General features: G+C 66.8%; 13 protein-coding genes. 4 read left to right on the top strand and 9 right to left on the bottom strand.

Annotated features, from left to right (window positions below):
* Window positions 1–3: 3 nt before the first annotated feature.
* Together FHS79_RS00750 and FHS79_RS00745 are read right to left on the bottom strand one after the other, a co-directional pair.
* Window positions 4–1,116 (bottom strand): patatin-like phospholipase family protein, encoded by a 1,113-nt coding sequence (locus tag FHS79_RS00750; RefSeq protein ID WP_184193839.1) that lies wholly within the window; start codon window positions 1,114–1,116, stop codon window positions 4–6.
* A gap of 45 nt (window positions 1,117–1,161) precedes the next feature.
* Window positions 1,162–2,790 (bottom strand): long-chain-fatty-acid--CoA ligase, encoded by a 1,629-nt coding sequence (locus tag FHS79_RS00745; protein ID WP_184193836.1) that lies wholly within the window; start codon window positions 2,788–2,790, stop codon window positions 1,162–1,164.
* 117 nt (window positions 2,791–2,907) lie between these two features.
* On the opposite strand from FHS79_RS00745, the gene FHS79_RS00740 reads away from it, so the two are divergent.
* Window positions 2,908–3,087, top strand: coding sequence for a hypothetical protein (locus FHS79_RS00740; protein ID WP_184193833.1), 180 nt, complete (start codon window positions 2,908–2,910; stop codon window positions 3,085–3,087).
* On the opposite strand, the gene FHS79_RS00735 is transcribed toward FHS79_RS00740, so the two are convergent.
* Together FHS79_RS00735 and FHS79_RS00730 are read right to left on the bottom strand one after the other, a co-directional pair.
* Complete coding sequence (locus FHS79_RS00735) at window positions 3,039–3,785, bottom strand: CDP-alcohol phosphatidyltransferase family protein (RefSeq protein ID WP_243452546.1); 747 nt, start codon at window positions 3,783–3,785, stop codon at window positions 3,039–3,041. The genes FHS79_RS00740 and FHS79_RS00735 overlap by 49 nt on opposite strands.
* 50 nt (window positions 3,786–3,835) lie before the next feature.
* Window positions 3,836–4,843: a phosphatidylserine decarboxylase gene (locus FHS79_RS00730; RefSeq protein WP_184193827.1), complete on the bottom strand. Its 1,008-nt coding sequence runs from the start codon at window positions 4,841–4,843 to the stop codon at window positions 3,836–3,838.
* A gap of 21 nt (window positions 4,844–4,864) precedes the next feature.
* On the opposite strand from FHS79_RS00730, the gene FHS79_RS00725 reads away from it, so the two are divergent.
* Window positions 4,865–5,506 carry an LOG family protein gene (locus FHS79_RS00725; protein ID WP_243453475.1) on the top strand — a complete coding sequence of 214 codons (642 nt, stop codon included), beginning with the start codon at window positions 4,865–4,867 and terminating at the stop codon, window positions 5,504–5,506.
* Between the two features lie 53 nt (window positions 5,507–5,559).
* Complete coding sequence (locus FHS79_RS00720; RefSeq protein ID WP_184193824.1) at window positions 5,560–6,792, top strand: NADP-dependent isocitrate dehydrogenase; 1,233 nt, start codon at window positions 5,560–5,562, stop codon at window positions 6,790–6,792.
* A gap of 76 nt (window positions 6,793–6,868) precedes the next feature.
* Here the strand turns inward: FHS79_RS00720 and FHS79_RS00715 are convergent, their stop codons facing one another.
* Window positions 6,869–7,696, bottom strand: coding sequence for a 2OG-Fe(II) oxygenase (locus FHS79_RS00715; protein WP_184193822.1), 828 nt, complete (start codon window positions 7,694–7,696; stop codon window positions 6,869–6,871).
* Window positions 7,697–7,861: 165 nt separating this feature from the next.
* On the opposite strand from FHS79_RS00715, the gene FHS79_RS00710 reads away from it, so the two are divergent.
* Entirely contained in the window at window positions 7,862–9,625 is a 1,764-nt protein-coding gene (locus FHS79_RS00710) for a cation:proton antiporter domain-containing protein (protein ID WP_184193819.1), read from the top strand.
* Window positions 9,626–9,630: 5 nt separating this feature from the next.
* Here the strand turns inward: FHS79_RS00710 and FHS79_RS00705 are convergent, their stop codons facing one another.
* Genes FHS79_RS00705 through FHS79_RS00690 form a run of 4 tightly spaced genes read right to left on the bottom strand, consistent with a single transcriptional unit; the run spans window position 9,631 to window position 15,287 of the window.
* Window positions 9,631–10,341, bottom strand: coding sequence for a class I SAM-dependent methyltransferase (locus FHS79_RS00705; protein ID WP_184193816.1), 711 nt, complete (start codon window positions 10,339–10,341; stop codon window positions 9,631–9,633).
* 1 nt (window position 10,342) lies between these two features.
* Window positions 10,343–12,988 (bottom strand): alanine--tRNA ligase, encoded by a 2,646-nt coding sequence (gene alaS / locus FHS79_RS00700; protein ID WP_184193813.1) that lies wholly within the window; start codon window positions 12,986–12,988, stop codon window positions 10,343–10,345.
* 32 nt (window positions 12,989–13,020) lie between these two features.
* A complete protein-coding gene (locus FHS79_RS00695; RefSeq protein ID WP_184193810.1) occupies window positions 13,021–13,857 on the bottom strand; it encodes a class I SAM-dependent methyltransferase in 837 nt (278 codons plus the stop codon).
* A 35-nt stretch (window positions 13,858–13,892) separates the two neighbouring features.
* Window positions 13,893–15,287 carry a dihydrolipoyl dehydrogenase family protein gene (locus tag FHS79_RS00690; RefSeq protein WP_184193808.1) on the bottom strand — a complete coding sequence of 465 codons (1,395 nt, stop codon included), beginning with the start codon at window positions 15,285–15,287 and terminating at the stop codon, window positions 13,893–13,895.
* Between the last annotated feature and the right edge of the window lie 15 nt (window positions 15,288–15,302).

Genomic DNA, 15,302 nt, shown 5'->3' with positions numbered 1-15,302 from the left:
GGGCTATTTCATCCGCTCTAGGGCTTCCAGCCGGGGCGGAAGCGGCTGCCAGCGCCCGGTCTTGCCAAGCGCCTTGCCCTCGTCGAACAGCGACTGCATCGACACCGGATCGAAGATGATCGGGTTCGGCTCCACGGCATCGTCGCGCAGATAGGCGACGTTGAACTTGACCCCGGCGTTGCGACTCATCGTGTAGATGCGCTCGACCTCGCGGTAGGTGATGGTGCGGAGCATCTCCGATACCGAGCGGCCGAGGATGCTGCCGCTGTTGGTGCCCGACAGCGTGCGGTTGCCGGTGTAGCTGACATGGCCGTTGACCACCGCCCAGACATTCTCGTTCGAGCCCTTGGGGTCGATCATGTAGCTGCGGAACAGCATGGCCTGCTTGAGGCCGCCATCGACATGCATTGTCGGCGGCCCGTCGCCCTGCTTGATGTACACCGGCGAGAAGGCGCCGGGAATTGCCGCCGATGCGGCGAGAACCTTGCGATAAAGTGCTGCGCGCTGCGGCGAGGACGAAATCGCGATGCGGCCCATGTCCCACACCGTCGCCACGCCATTGTCGAGATCGGTCGTGCCGACGAACAGCCGGCGGCCCTTGCGGTGCTCGGCGGCCACCTGGTCGAGCAGCCGGTCATCGACCATCTGCTCGATCATGGCCTCCAGCGGCGAGCGGTCGAAGACCGAGGCCTTGCGGGCGAAGCCGATCACGCCGCGCCGCTTGTAGATATCCTTGCTGGTGAGCGAGGTGTAGGCGCGGATGAGGTCGGCATCGCGCGATGACCCGAGGAAGGCCAGCGTCGCCATCAGCGCCCCGGTGGAGATGCCGGTCACCACGTCGAAATTGGGCCGCGTGCCGGCCTCGGTCCAGCCGACCAGGACGCCGGCACCGAAAGCGCCGACCGAGCCACCGCCCGAGAGCACGAGCACATCATGGCGGGCCCCGACCTGGCGGACAGGCGTGGGATCGTCGAGCGGGGCGCCCTTGTCGTCCACGGCGCTGATGATCGCCGTCCTGACCAGCGGAACATCATCGAACGACAGGGTTTCGGGGCGCGTTGCGCAGCCGGCAAGCAGCGTGGCTGCCATGGCGGCACAAAGGAGCGGGCGCGCCATGGTTCCCGCCCTAGACTGCTATTGGTTCCAGCGCAAATTGCGTCGTCAGGCGGTGGGCAGTCGATAGTCCTTGTAGCGCTCGCGAAGCTCGGTCTTGAGAAGCTTTCCGGTGGCGGTGTGCGGCAGCTCCTCGACGATCAGCACGTCATCGGGTGTCCACCACTTCGCGATCTTGCCATCGAGATATGCGAGCACGCTTTCCCTTGTCGGGGTGGCCCCCTCCTTGGCGCGGACCAGAAGCAGCGGCCGCTCGTCCCATTTGGGGTGGTGGATGCCGATCACCGCGGCTTCGGCGACGCCGGGGGCGCCGACGGCGGTGTTCTCGAGGTCGATCGAGGAGATCCATTCGCCGCCGGACTTGATGACGTCCTTCGAGCGGTCGACGATGTGCATGTAGCCGTGCTCGTCGAGGGTGGCGACATCGCCGGTGTCGAACCAGCCATCGGCATCGAGCACTTGGCCGCCGTCGCCCTTGAAATAGCTGGCGACCACCCAGGGGCCGCGCACCAGCAGGCGGCCGAACGTGCGGCCGTCGTGCGGCAGACCTTCGCCGGCATCATCGACGATCTTCATCTCGACGCCGAACAAGCCCCTGCCCTGCTTGATGCGCCAGCTGAGCTGCTCGTCGTAAGGCTTTGCAGCGATTTCGGGCGTGGGCGAGCCGATGGTGCCGAGCGGGGACATTTCGGTCATCCCCCAAAGCTGCATCACCCGCACGCCGTGCAGCGTGTCGAAGCTCTCGATCATGCTGCGCGGCACCGCCGAGCCGCCGATGCCGGTGCGGTTGAGGCGGCCGAGATTGCCGCCGGTCTTTTCGAGATGCTGAAGCATCGAGAGCCAGACTGTGGGCACCGCCAGGGCGAGGTCGACGCCCTCGTCGATGATGAGCTTCTGCAAGGTGGGCGCATCGAAATGCGGGCCGTTGAGCACCAGTTTCGATCCGGCACAGGCGGCGGTGTAGGGGATGCTCCAGGCGTTGGCGTGGAACATGGGGGCGATCGGCAGCACCGCAGTCTGCGCGCCGATCCCGAAAGTGTCGGTCATGCACGCCGCCATCGCATGGAGGACGTTGGAGCGGTGCGAATATTGCACGCCCTTCGGGTTGCCGGTGGTGCCGCTGGTATAGCAGAGGCCGGCAGGAGCGGTTTCGGGCAGATCGGTCCAGGGCGTGTCGTCGGATTCGGCGGCGAGCAGGTCTTCGTAGCAGTGGAGGTTGAGGCTCGACGCTGCCGGCATATGGGCGGCATCGGTGAGCAGCACATAGTGTTCGATGGTGGCGAACTCGGGCGCCAGCTTCTCGACCAGCGGCAGCATCGTCAGGTCGAAGAACAGCACCCGGTCTTCGGCATGGTTGGCGATATAGGCGATCTGCGCTTCGAACAGCCGGGGGTTGATCGTGTGCGCGACGCCGCCCATGCCGGAAATGCCATACCAGCTTTCGACATGGCGATGGGTGTTCCACGCCAGCGTCGCCACCCGCTCGCCGGGCTGCACACCCATGCGGCGGAGCGCAGCCGCCACCTTTCTGGCGCGGCTGCGAACGGTGGCCCAGTTGCTGCGCACCACCGGGCCTTCGCAGGTGAGGCTCACGACTTCGCGGCCACCGTGGAAGGCGGCGGCATGATCGATGATCCGCCAGACCAGAAGCGGCCAATCCTGCATCGTGCCAAACATTGCCTGATCTCCCCGAATTATTTTCAGCACCCTAGCGTGTCGGGGCTGGTTGACAAAGGGAACAAAGAGGGATCATAAGAACGGAACAGAGGAAGAACACGAGCAAGGGGCACGGTTATGAACCTGATTTTCGCGACGCTGGTGATGATGGCGCTGCTGGGACTTCTGGCGCTGTTGACGTCGATGATCGGTGCACGGTTGCCCGATCTGCTGCAGGCCGTGCGCGGTGGGCCGGCGCCAGGCCGGGCTCAGGCGGGTGGCTGGTCCGCCGCGGCGCGGCGCACCGCGCGGGCATAGCTGCGCCAGGCGAAGGGCACGGCCACGGCATAGGCGATGCACATCAGGCTGATCGTCATCCAGGGCGCCGAGAACAGGCTCCCGGCGAACAGCCCCACCCCGGCAAGCGCGGCGATGCGGGCACTGGGCCGCACGCGCACCGATCCCCAGCTGTAAGTCGGCACGCTCGATGCCATCAGCACCGAGACGATGACGACCACCACCGCCACCACGGCGGCGCGGATCTGCAGATCGTCGAGGAACATCGGCTCGAGCCAGAAGCTGATCGCCATCGGTGCCAGGGTCAGCCCCGCGCCGATGGGCGCCGGCACGCCGGTGAGGAAGCCGGCGCGCTTGTGGGGCTGTGGTGCATCGTCGATCTGCGCGTTGAAACGCGCCAGCCGCAGCGCGCAGGTGACGGCATGGGCAAGCGCGATCACCCAGCCCAGCCCCGGCACATGCTGGAGCGACCACAGATAGACGATCAGCGCCGGCGCCACCCCGAAGGCGGTCAGGTCCGAAAGCGAATCAAGCTCGGCTCCAAAGCGCGAACTGCCCTTGAGAAGCCGCGCGATGCGGCCGTCGATGCCGTCGAGCACCCCGGCCACCACGATGGCGAGGACCGCCTTCTCCCATTCACCGGCAATGCCGAAGCGCACGGCGGTGAGCCCGAAGCACAGCGCCAGCACAGTGACGGCATTGGGGATGAGGGCCCGCATGGGAATGCCCTTGCGGCGCTTGACTTGCGAATGCCCGTCCAAAGGCGGAATCATTGTGCCGAGCCGCTCGGCATCGCACCGGGACGACGGCTCGCGAGCACCGTCTCGCCGGCCACGGCGCGCTGGCCGATCAGCACATCGGGCACGAAGCCGGCTGGCAGATAGACATCGACGCGGCTGCCGAAACGGATGAGACCGACACGCTCGCCGACCTTGAGCGACACGCCCTCCTCGACGAAGCGCATGATCCGCCGCGCCACCAGCCCGGCGATCTGGGTGAAGGCCACCCGCTCGCCGTTTGCCGTTTCCACGATGAAATACTGCCGCTCATTCTCGTCGCTCGCCTTGTCGAGATCGGCATTGAGGAATTTGCCCGGCACATAGGCGACGCGCGTCAGCCGGCCGCCCACCGGCGATCGGTTAACGTGCACATCGAACACGCTCATGAACACCGAAATGCGGGTGACGGGGCCATCACCGAGCCCTCCCTCGCCTGCCAGCTGCCGCGGCGGCGCGCAGTTGACGATCAGGCTCACCAGCCCGTCGGCGGGCGACACCAGCACATCGGGCGAGACCGGCGTGACACGAACCGGATCGCGGAAGAATGCCGCCACCCAGATGGTGACGCCGGCGAGCAGCCAGGCGAGCGTCGAGAAACCGAGCAACGGCCCGGCAAGCAGGACCAGCCCGACCGCAATGGCGACGAACTTGCGTCCCTCGGGGTGCATCGGCGGGAATTTGTATTGCGCGGACTCGCCCGGCACCAGCGGCAGCGGCTGCGCCGGCGAAGTCCCCATTTCGGCGGCGATGCCCTCGATCAGGCCGGGCTCTTCGGCGTCGACCTTGCTGGCGGCGCGTGGCGCGGTGGAGGGTGCGGCGGCAGGGATCGGCGTGGGGGCGGGCACAGGCGTCGCAGCCGGCACGGGAGTCGGCGCTGGCACAGGGGTCGGCGCCGGAACGGGCTGGGCGACGGGGGCCGGCACCGGCGTGATGGCGGGACCGGACGTGTCCTCGGGCGCTTCCGGTTTGCCGGGATCGAACGGTGTGTTGCTGGTCATGCCCCTTGCCTTACCCGTGACGTGGCACAGGGGCAATCTTCCACCCCGGCTCCCAGCGGCGGCAACCCGGCTGACAGTGCCGCCACGCTCGCCTATGGACGGCGCATGATCCAGTCCCTTCTCCTCTTCTGCGGCTCGCGCCCCGGCCACGATCCGGCGCACGCCGCACTTGCCGCCGAGCTCGGCACATTGCTCGCGGTGCGCGGCGTGACGCTTGTGTATGGCGGCGGTGCGGTGGGGCTGATGGGCATCGCCGCGCGCGCGTCGATGGCGGCGGGGGGGCGCGTGGTGGGGATCATCCCGCGGCTGTTGATGACGTCCGAGATCGCCCAGGCCGGGCTTGCCGAGATGCTCGTCGTCGAGACGCTGCACGAGCGCAAGGCGCTGATGCACGCCCGAGCCGATGCCATCCTGGCCATTCCCGGCAGCATCGGCACCCTCGACGAGCTGTTCGAAAGCCTCACCTGGCGCGAGCTGGGCATTCACGACAAGCCGATCTGGCTGCTGGGGGACAATGGCTATTGGGCGCCGCTCACGACACTGCTCGGCCATATCGCAGCTGAGGGTTTCGCGCCGCCCGACCTCGATCGCCTGGCACAGCCGCTTCCCGGCCTTGCAGCACTCGACCGGCTTCTTTTGCACCCACACGCCCTGCCAGCTTGACCCTGCACGCCGCCACCCCCTAGACGGACGGAAACGAGCAAGCGAGGAACGGGATGGCTACGAACAACAAGGGCCGCATCAAGGTCGAGAACCCCGTTGTCGAGCTCGATGGCGACGAAATGACGCGGATCATCTGGCAGTGGATTCGCGAGCAGCTGATCCTGCCCTATCTCGATGTCGACCTGCGCTATTACGACCTGAGCGTGGAGAACCGCGACGACACCAACGACAAGGTGACGGTCGAATCGGCCAACGCCATCCGCGAATTCGGCGTGGGCGTGAAATGCGCAACGATCACGCCCGACGAGGCGCGGGTGAAGGAATTCGGTCTCAAGCGGATGTGGAAATCGCCCAACGGCACCATCCGCAACATCCTTGGCGGCGTCGTGTTCCGCGAGCCGATCGTCATCAAGTCGGTGCCGCGCCTCGTGCCGGGCTGGACCGATCCGATCGTCATCGGTCGTCATGCCTTCGGCGACCAGTATCGCGCCACCGACTTCCTGGTGCCCGGCCCCGGCAAGCTCATCATGCGCTGGGAAGCGCAGGACGGCTCGCAGAGCATCGAGCATGAGGTGTTCGAATACCCGTCCGCCGGCGTGGCGATGGGCATGTACAACCTCGATGATTCCATCCGCGATTTTGCGCGCGCCTGCCTGAACTACGGCCTTGTGCGCAACTGGCCGGTCTATCTCTCGACCAAGAACACCATCCTCAAGGCCTATGATGGCCGCTTCAAGGATCTGTTCGAGGAAATCTATATCGACGAGTTCAAGGCTGCCTATCGCAAGGCCGGCATTGTCTACGAGCATCGCCTGATCGACGATCTGGTCGCCTCGGCGCTGAAATGGTCGGGCAAGTTCATCTGGGCGTGCAAGAACTATGACGGCGATGTGCAGTCGGACATGGTGGCGCAGGGCTTCGGCTCGCTGGGGCTGATGACCTCGATCCTGATGACCCCCGATGGCAGGACCGTGGAAGCCGAGGCGGCGCATGGCACGGTGACGCGCCACTACCGCATGCATCAGGAAGGCAAGCCCACCAGCACCAACCCGATCGCCTCGATCTTCGCCTGGACCGGCGGGCTCAAGCATCGCGGCAAGCTCGACGGCACGCCCGCCGTCACCGCCTTTGCCGAAACGCTCGAGCGCGTGTGCGTCGAGACGGTGGAACAGGGTGCGATGACCAAGGACCTGGCGCTGCTGATCGGCCCCGACCAGGCGTGGATGACCACCGAGCAGTTCTTCGAGGCGATCCGCGCCAATCTGGATGCCGCCATCTCGGCCTGATGCGGCGCGGTGAACAGCAAAACGCCTGCCCGTTGGTACGGGCAGGCGTTCTTGTTTCTGCACTTTCGGCGCGCGACTACCAGAGGCTCGCCTTGCGGCCCGAAATGTTTATGTAGAGAAAATCGCGTTCGGCACCTTGCGAGGTGATGGCGCTCACGCCGTGGTAGCTGTTGTTCTGGCAGGGGAAGAACACCCCGAGATTGGGCTTGGGACGGATCGTCGCGACAATGTCGACATTCTCGGGCCGCGGGTGGCGCTCATAGCTGGTCACAGGTTTGTCCTGCTTGTGCTTGTAAACAAACAGATCGCCGCCGGACATGCCGACCTCATCGGGATCGGTGAAATAGACGATCAACGAGCAGAGGCGGTTCGGCCGGTCGCAATGCGCGGGCTTGGCATAGCCGCCGGTGCTCTTGTGGATGTCGAGCCGGGTGAACAGGTCCACCGGCGCGCGGCCGCGCAGCGGTGACAGGACCTTGTTGGCGAAGCCATCGATCTTGTCGCGTGTCGAGGCCAGTTCCTTCATCGTCTCGCGCGGCTCGACATAGCTCGGATCGACCCGCGACGCACCGATATCGACCTTCAGCCCGATATCCCCGAGATGATCGGCGAACACCGACCGGAAGGTGTCAACAAAGGCTTCGGAATTGACATAGTCGCCGAATTCCTTCCACGCCGCCGAGCGCTCGGTGAGCGCGGTGAAATGGGGATCGCCACGATAGATATCGAACCCGGAACCGGTGCGGCTGCCGACGAGCCCATTGGTGGCAATCTGTTCCTTGAAGACGCTCACACCAGGAAAATCCGCGCGCAGGGCGGCGAACAGCGACGGATCGATGATGTCCTGCTTGACGACATGGGGAAACGGCGCCGCGACGACATCGGACTTCGTGATTTGCAGCATGGGCGCGCTCCAGACAGGTGAAAGGGCTGCCGATCCCTCATCGCCACCCCGACCGTGGCGGGTGGATACGCAATGGCCATCGGGTTGCTAAGCGGATTCGGCCGGGGCGGGCGCGGTTTGCGCCTGCGGGACTGACGCATCCGCACAGACGTGCAACTGTGGGCCATGGCAACTGGGCTCGATTCGGTAAATTTCAGCGACATCGCAGTGGTGATCGGAGCAGCCGGGCTCGTTATCCCGGCGTTCGCGGCGTTGCGCATCTCGCCGGTGATCGGGTTCATCCTTGTCGGCATTTTGGTGGGGCCATTCGGTTTCGGTGCCCTCAAGAGCGCCCTGCCCTTCCTGACCCCGCTCACCATTTCCAATTCCGATGCGCTGTTTGCCCTGGCCGAAATGGGCGTGGCGCTGCTGCTGTTCGCGCTCGGGCTCGAGCTTTCGGCGGATCGGATCCGCACGATGCGTCGGATCGTGTTCGGCCTCGGCTCGGCACAGATGGCGGTCTGCACGGTCGTGATCGCGCTGCTGCTGGCGCCGTTCCTGCTTGGGCTTTCCACCACCGTGGCGCTGGCGCTGTGCCTTGCCTTGTCGTCGACCGCAGTGGGGCTGCAGCTCCTCAGCAGCAGCGGCAAGCTCGGCACCCAGGCCGGTCGCACCGCCTTCGGCATCCTGCTTTTCCAGGATATCGCACTGGCGCCGATCCTGCTCATCTTCTCGGCCGGCGCCGCAGTGGACGGGTTTGCCGCAAGCCTCGCCGTATCGGCGCTGGCGCTGGGCATCATCATCCTCGGCAGCCGGCTGCTGCTGCCGCCACTGTTGCTGCAAGCCGCGCGCACAAGGCGGCCCGAACTGTTCCTGGCAGCGGCGCTGGTCATCCTCATCGCATCGGGCTCGATTGCCCATGCGGCGGGCCTTTCCCCCGCCATCGGCACGCTGACCGCCGGCATCATGCTCGCGGAAACCGAGTATCGCCGGCAGATCGAGGCGGCCATCCTGCCCTTCCAGGGCCTCCTTCTCGGCGTGTTCCTGATCTGGGTGGGCATGCGGCTCGACCTGCCGGCGGTGCTCGACGAGCCGCTGCTCATCATCGGCGGCGTGATCGCGGTGTGCACGGTGAAGGCCGGGCTCATCTATGCGCTGATGCGCCGGGCTCGGCGAAGCCGTGGGGTGGCGGGGCATGTGGCGCTACTGCTTGCCGGCCCTTCCGAGACCAGCCTCATCCTGTTCGGTGCGGCCACCACGCTCGGCATCATCGCCGGCCAGACCGCCGCGGTGGCACTGCTGGTGATCGGCTTTTCGCTGAGCATCGTGCCGTTACTGGGGCTGCTCGGCCAGCGGGTGGAACGTTACTTCGGGACGGACGCGCCCGAGGGCCATGTCGCCCCCACCGAGACCTCGGCGGGCCGCACCGTCATCATCGGCTTCGGGCGCGTGGGCCGGCTGGTGGCCGCCATGCTCGATACCCACGGCCAGCCCTATCTTGCGGTCGATTCCGACCCGGATACCGTCATCCGCCTCGGCCGCGCCGGCAAGAGCGTGATCTATGGCGATGCCCGCCGGCCGGATCTGCTCGACGCGCTCAACCTCGGCGACGCGCGCGCCGTGGTGCTGACGATCGATGCCAACGAGACGCTCGACACGCTGGTGCGGCTGATCCGCGAGCGCCACCCCGAATTGTGCGTGGTGGTGCGCGCCCGCGATGCCGACCATGCGTCGAGCCTTTATCGCTCGGGCGCCACCGATGCCGTGCCGGAAACGGTCGAAAGCTCGCTGCAACTGGCCGAGGCCGTGCTGGTGGATCTCGGCGTGCCGATGGGCCCGGTCATTGCCTCGATCCACGAGAAGCGCGCCGAGCTTCGCGTCGGCATCCAGCGCGCGGTGGGCGACAGGCCGGGGCGGAGCTTCCGTTCGGCGCGCAGCCGCAAGAGCTGAGCGTCTCAGGCCGGCCGCTGCCACTCCATGATGTGGAAATAGGGGACGCGCCGATAGCGGTCGGCCTTTTCCGCCGGCCCGCCGCCGGGCGCCGGCTCGTCGAAATGGACGAGTTGCAGCCCATGGCCGAGGAACGCCTGCATGTAGCGCATCATCGGTCGGTGATGGTTGACGACATCGATGCCGTTCCACACCGCCGGTACGTCACGCTCCTGAAGATAATGGTCGATGGCGAAATAGCGCTCGCCGGTCGGCGAGGTGCGCCAGCTTGCGGGCATGCCGGCGGTGTTGAAGCTGTTGAGATTGGCGATGAGCAACGTGCCGCCGGGCCTCAGCGCTGCCACCATTCGCGCCACGCCGGCATCGAGATCGGGCATATCGATGAGCGAAAGATAGCTCACAACCAGGTCGAAGCCGCCGGCATCGACCACCATCGTCTCTGCCGGCGCCGCAATGTAGCGACCCTCGGGATGGAGCGCTTGCGCCTGCTTGACCAGCGCCGCAACCGGATCGACGCCGGTCATGGCAATCCCCTCGGCAGCAAGCATCCGGCAGAACCGGCCTTCGCCGCAGCCGACATCGAGCCCGGTGCGGAAGCCGCGCCCGCGCACCCGCGCCAGCATCGGCGCATCGAGGATGTGCACCCGGCCGAAATCGCCCTCGCTGCCGATATGCGCGATCCAGGCCGCGGCCGAGGCGTCCCAGCCCGCCGCCATCTCAGCCTGCCAGCGCTGCCTTCACCGCCGCGAGCGCGTCGGCGGCGTTGCTGCCATCGGGTCCTCCCGCCTGGGCAAAGTCCGCACGGCCGCCGCCGCCCTGGCCGCCAAGCGCTGCCGAGGCGATGCGCACCAGATCGACCGCCGAGCGGCTGCCGACCAGATCGTCGGTCACGCCCACCGCCACCGAGGCGCGGCCTTCGTTGATGGTGATCATCACCGCCACCCCCGAGCCCAACCGAGCCTTGGCATCGTCGACCAGCCCGCGCAGCGCCTTGGCTTCGAGGCCCTCAACGATCTGGCCGAGAAATTGCGTGCCCCCCACCGCTTCGGGCGCGGCACCACCGCCGCCGGTCGCCGGGCCGGCCATCGCCAGCGCCTTTTTCGCTTCGGCAAGCTCGCGTTCGAGCCGCTTGCGCTCCTCGACAAGCGCTTCGATCCGCGCCGGCACTTCATCGGGGCGAACCTTGAGCGTGGTCGCCGCAGCCTTCAGCCGTGCTTCCTGCTCGGCGAGCGCCATTCGTGCCGCCTCGCCGGTGAGCGCGTCGATGCGCCGCACGCCACTCGCCACCGCACCTTCGGCGATGATCTTGAACAGCGCGATGTCGCCGAGCGCATTGACGTGCGTGCCGCCGCACAGCTCGGTGGAATAATTGGCGTCGTCCGTCCCACCCATGCTGAGGACCCGCACTTCCTCGCCATATTTCTCGCCGAACAGCGCCAGCGCACCGGCTTCGATCGCGGCGTCCGGAGTCATCAGCCGGGTCGAGACCGGACGGTTGGCGCGGATCTGGGCGTTCACTTCCACCTCGATCGCGGCGATGTCCTCGGCGGTCAGCGCGCGCGGCTGGCTGAAATCGAAGCGCAGCCGGTCGGCGGCGACCAGCGAGCCCTTTTGCGTGACATGGCCGCCGAGGCGGTGGCGCAGTGCGGCGTGCAGCAGGTGCGTCGCCGAATGATTGGCACGCAGCCGGCCGCGGCGCTCCGAATCGACCGTCAGCTGCACCGTGTCTCCCAGCGCGATCCGACCGGCCTCGATGCGGCTGCGGTGCGCGTGAAGCTTGCCGAGCGGCTTGCCGGTATCGGTGACAAGCACGACGAGATCGCTCTCGCCGCGCATCACTCCGGCATCGCCCATCTGGCCGCCGGATTCGCCGTAGAAGGGCGTCTGGTTGGTGATGATCGTGACGGTGTCGCCGGCTTCGGCCGATGCCACCTGCTCGCCGTCCTTCACCAGCGCCAGCACCTGACCCTGCGCGCTGTGGCCGGAGTAGCCGGTGAACTCGGTGGCGCCATGCGCTTCGAGAATGTCGAACCACACCGCCTCCGACGCCTTTTCGCCCGAGCCCGCCCAGGCGGCGCGCGCGGCGCGCTTCTGCTCGGCCATGGCGGTATCGAAGCCGGTGCGATCGACGGTCAGCCCCTGTGCACGCAGCGCGTCCTCGGTCAGGTCATAGGGGAAGCCGAAGGTGTCGTAGAGCTTGAACGCCACGTCGCCGGGCAGCGTGCCGCCGGTGGGGAGATCCTTCACCGCGGTGTCGAGCAGCCCGAGACCGCGCTCGAGCGTCTGGCGGAAGCGGGTTTCCTCGAGCAGCAGCGTCTCCTCGATCAGCGGCTGCGCGCGCACCAGCTCGGGGTAGGCCGCACCCATCTGGCCGATGAGGGCGGGCACCAGCTTGTGCATCAGCGGCTCGGGTGCACCGAGCAGATGCGCATGGCGCATGGCACGCCGCATGATGCGGCGCAGCACATAGCCACGGCCTTCGTTGGCGGGCAGCACCCCATCGGCCACCAGGAAGCCGGCCGAGCGCAGATGATCGGCGATCACCCGGTGCGAGGCGCGGGTGGCATCGTCCGATGGCCGGGTGCGCTCCTCGCTCGCGGCGATCAACGCCTTGAAGGTGTCGGTATCGTAATTGTCATGGACGCCCTGCAGCACGGCGGCGACGCGCTCGAGGCCCATGCCGGTATCGATGGAAGGCTTTGGCAGCTCGAGCCGCGTCTCCTTGTCCACCTGCTCATATTGCATGAACACGAGGTTCCAGATCTCGATGAAGCGGTCGCCATCCTCGTCCGGGCTTCCCGGTGGGCCACCGGGGATATGGTCGCCATGATCGAAGAAGATCTCGGAACATGGCCCGCACGGCCCGGTGTCCCCCATCGACCAGAAATTGTCCGAAGTGGCGATGCGGATGATCCGGTCATCGGAGATGCCTGCGATGCGCTTCCACAGCGACGCCGCCTCGTCATCGGTGTGATAGACGGTGACGAGCAGCTTGTCCTTGGGCAGCCCCCATTCGCGGGTGAGCAGCGACCAGGCATGCTCGATCGCGACATCCTTGAAGTAATCGCCGAACGAGAAATTGCCGAGCATTTCGAAGAAGGTATGGTGGCGCGCAGTATAGCCCACATTGTCGAGATCATTGTGCTTGCCGCCAGCGCGCACGCACTTCTGCGACGAGGTGGCGGTTGTGTAGGGGCGGCTCTCCAGCCCGGTGAAGACGTTCTTGAACGGCACCATGCCGGCGTTGACGAACATCAGCGTCGGGTCGTTCTGCGGCACCAGCGGTGCGGACGGAACGATGCGGTGGCCCGCCTTGCCGAAATGCTCGAGAAAGCTGCGGCGGATGTCGTTGGTTGAAATCATGGGCTATCGCTTAAGGCTTTGCCGCGCGCCACTCAAGCGTGCGCACTCACGAGCCAGACCGAGCCCGGCAACGCCACCCGGCCATCGGCAGCATAGGGCGCATAAGCCGCACGCAAGGCGGCTTCGGCAGCGGCGCGAACCCCGGCATCGCCTTCGCGCACCACGCGGGCTGCCGGGCCGACGCGCATGCTGAATTCGATGGCGGCGGCCAGCGGATCATCGCCTTGCCCGAGCAGCATGTCGAAATCGAAGCGCTGCAGATCGATGTCCTGCCATCCGGCGGTTTCGAGGATGCCCACAAGCCGATCGGGATCGGCGAAGGCGAAGGGGCCGGGGGCGAGCGGATCGGCGGGTGCGGACGGTGGCAGCAGCGGCACCACGGCTTTCAGCGGCACGCCGGCCCAGCCATTGTCGGCCGGGGTGCGCCAGCAGGCGAAGCGCAGCCGGCCCTCGGGGCGGGCATGGGTGCGGATGTTTGCGAAAGCAGCGGCCGGATCATCGAAGAACATCACCCCGAAGCGTGAGATGACGAGGTCGCGGTCCCCCTGCCCTGCGAGCGTCGCGGCATCGGCCTCGATGAACTGCGCGTCGCTGTCGAGCGCCTCGGCGCGAGCTTCGGCGACTTCGAGCAATGGCCGCGAGATATCGACGCCGAGCACATCGCCGCCCTCGCCCACCACGGTCGCCAGCGCCAGCGCGGTTTCGCCCGAGCCGCAGCCGATATCGAGCACACGGTCCCCGACCATCGGGGCGGCGAGGCTGAGCAGTGCCGCGGTCACCGGCGAGAGCGACAGGTCGAGCCTGGCTTGCATCTCGGCCCAGGTGTGGCCCGCATCGGCGTTCCAATAGTCGCGCATTGCTTCGTTCATCGCCGGTTCCCCTGATTGCATGGCGGCTTAGCGGCTCAGGGCAGCCGCTGGAAGAGCGCAGTCAGCTTGCGCATGAAGGGCGAGAACAACGCCGCCTGCCCGGGTTGCTCGGCAGCCTGGCGGAGTGCCTCGGCGAGCGTGGGATAGGCGAACGTCTGGTTGGCGAGGTCGGACAGGCCGAGCTTGCCGCTGACGGCGAAGCTGGCCAGCGCCAGCAGCTCGCCTGCATGGGCGCCGACGATGGTGACGCCGAGCACGCGCTTTCCCAGGACGATGATCTTCACGAAGCCGCGCATGTCGGCCTCGGTGACCGAGCGGTCATTGTGATCGAAATCCTGGCGGAACACCTTGATGTCGGAGTGCAGCGCGCGCGCTGCCGGCTCGGTGAGGCCGACCTGGGCCAGCTCGGGATCGGTGAAGACGGCGGCCGGAAGGGCGGAATAATCCTTGCGCTTGCGAAACGGAAACAGCGCATTCTGGATGACCGTGCGCGCATCCTGGTCGGCGGCATGGGTGAGGCGCGGGCCGTCGCGGCAATCGCCGATCGCGTAGATGCGCTTGTTGCTGGTGCGCAACCAGGCATCGGTGACGATCCCGCCCTTGCCGGTTTCGACGCCGGCGGCTTCAAGGCCATAGCCGGTGATGCGCGGGGCGCGGCCGGTACCGATGAGCAGGTGCGACCCTTCGGCAGTGCGGCCATCGGCGAGCGTCAAGCGGATGGCGCCCGGCTCGCCGCCAGCAGAAGCAACCTCGGCGTTCTCGATGATCGTCACCCCATCGGCGATGAGCTGCGCGCGGACCACGGCCACAGCCTCGGGATCTTCCCGAGGCAAAAGTGCCGAGTTGCTGATCAATGTTACCAGGGAGCCGAGCCGTGCAAAGGACTGTGACAGCTCACAGCCGATCACGCCGCCGCCGATGATCAGGAGATGCTCGGGCTGTTCGTCGAGATCGAAGATAGTGTCGTTGGTGAAAAACGGCAGTTCGCCGAGGCCGTTGATCGGCGGGATCGCCGGGTCGGAGCCGGTGGCGATGACGAACCGCCGTGCTGTCACACGCTGGCCGCCGATCTCGATGGCATCGGGTCCGGTGAAGCTCGCCCGCCCGATGACGACTTCGACTCCGAAATCCTCGAAACGCTCGGGCGAATCATGCGGCTCGATCGTGGTGATCGCCTGATCGAGGTTCGCGCGCGCCTCCGCCCAGCGCTGGCCACCACCGTTGCGCGCCAGCTGTGCGGCGTGGATGACGGCCTTGGAGGGCACACATCCCGTCCACAGGCATTCGCCGCCGAGCCGGTGCTGCTCGATGAGCAGGACACGCGCCCCGAGCTGAGCAGCGCCGCCCGACGTAACCAGCCCGCCGGCGCCGGCGCCGATCACCACAAGATCATAATGGGTGGCGCGCGGCCGGCTTCGATCGGGTGTCACAGGTCCTCCGTTCCA

Origin of the sequence: Polymorphobacter multimanifer (assembly GCF_014205635.1) — a bacterium.
Classification (GTDB): domain Bacteria; phylum Pseudomonadota; class Alphaproteobacteria; order Sphingomonadales; family Sphingomonadaceae; genus Sandarakinorhabdus; species Sandarakinorhabdus multimanifer.
This window is presented reverse-complemented; position numbering and strand designations above follow the sequence as displayed.

Bases quoted from the DNA above. Each gene is read 5' to 3' on its own strand.
- FHS79_RS00705 (WP_184193816.1), bottom strand. From the start codon at position 10,341: ATGGCGGCGGGCTGGGACGCCTCGGCCGCGGCCTGGATCGCGCATATC.
- FHS79_RS00745 (WP_184193836.1), bottom strand. From the start codon at position 2,790: ATGTTTGGCACGATGCAGGATTGGCCGCTTCTGGTCTGGCGGATCATC.
- FHS79_RS00740 (WP_184193833.1), top strand. From the start codon at position 2,908: ATGAACCTGATTTTCGCGACGCTGGTGATGATGGCGCTGCTGGGACTT.
- FHS79_RS00710 (WP_184193819.1), top strand. From the start codon at position 7,862: ATGGCAACTGGGCTCGATTCGGTAAATTTCAGCGACATCGCAGTGGTG.
- FHS79_RS00695 (WP_184193810.1), bottom strand. From the start codon at position 13,857: ATGAACGAAGCAATGCGCGACTATTGGAACGCCGATGCGGGCCACACC.
- FHS79_RS00735 (WP_243452546.1), bottom strand. From the start codon at position 3,785: ATGCGGGCCCTCATCCCCAATGCCGTCACTGTGCTGGCGCTGTGCTTC.
- FHS79_RS00730 (WP_184193827.1), bottom strand. From the start codon at position 4,843: ATGACCAGCAACACACCGTTCGATCCCGGCAAACCGGAAGCGCCCGAG.
- FHS79_RS00715 (WP_184193822.1), bottom strand. From the start codon at position 7,696: ATGCTGCAAATCACGAAGTCCGATGTCGTCGCGGCGCCGTTTCCCCAT.
- alaS (WP_184193813.1), bottom strand. From the start codon at position 12,988: ATGATTTCAACCAACGACATCCGCCGCAGCTTTCTCGAGCATTTCGGC.
- FHS79_RS00720 (WP_184193824.1), top strand. From the start codon at position 5,560: ATGGCTACGAACAACAAGGGCCGCATCAAGGTCGAGAACCCCGTTGTC.
- FHS79_RS00750 (WP_184193839.1), bottom strand. From the start codon at position 1,116: ATGGCGCGCCCGCTCCTTTGTGCCGCCATGGCAGCCACGCTGCTTGCC.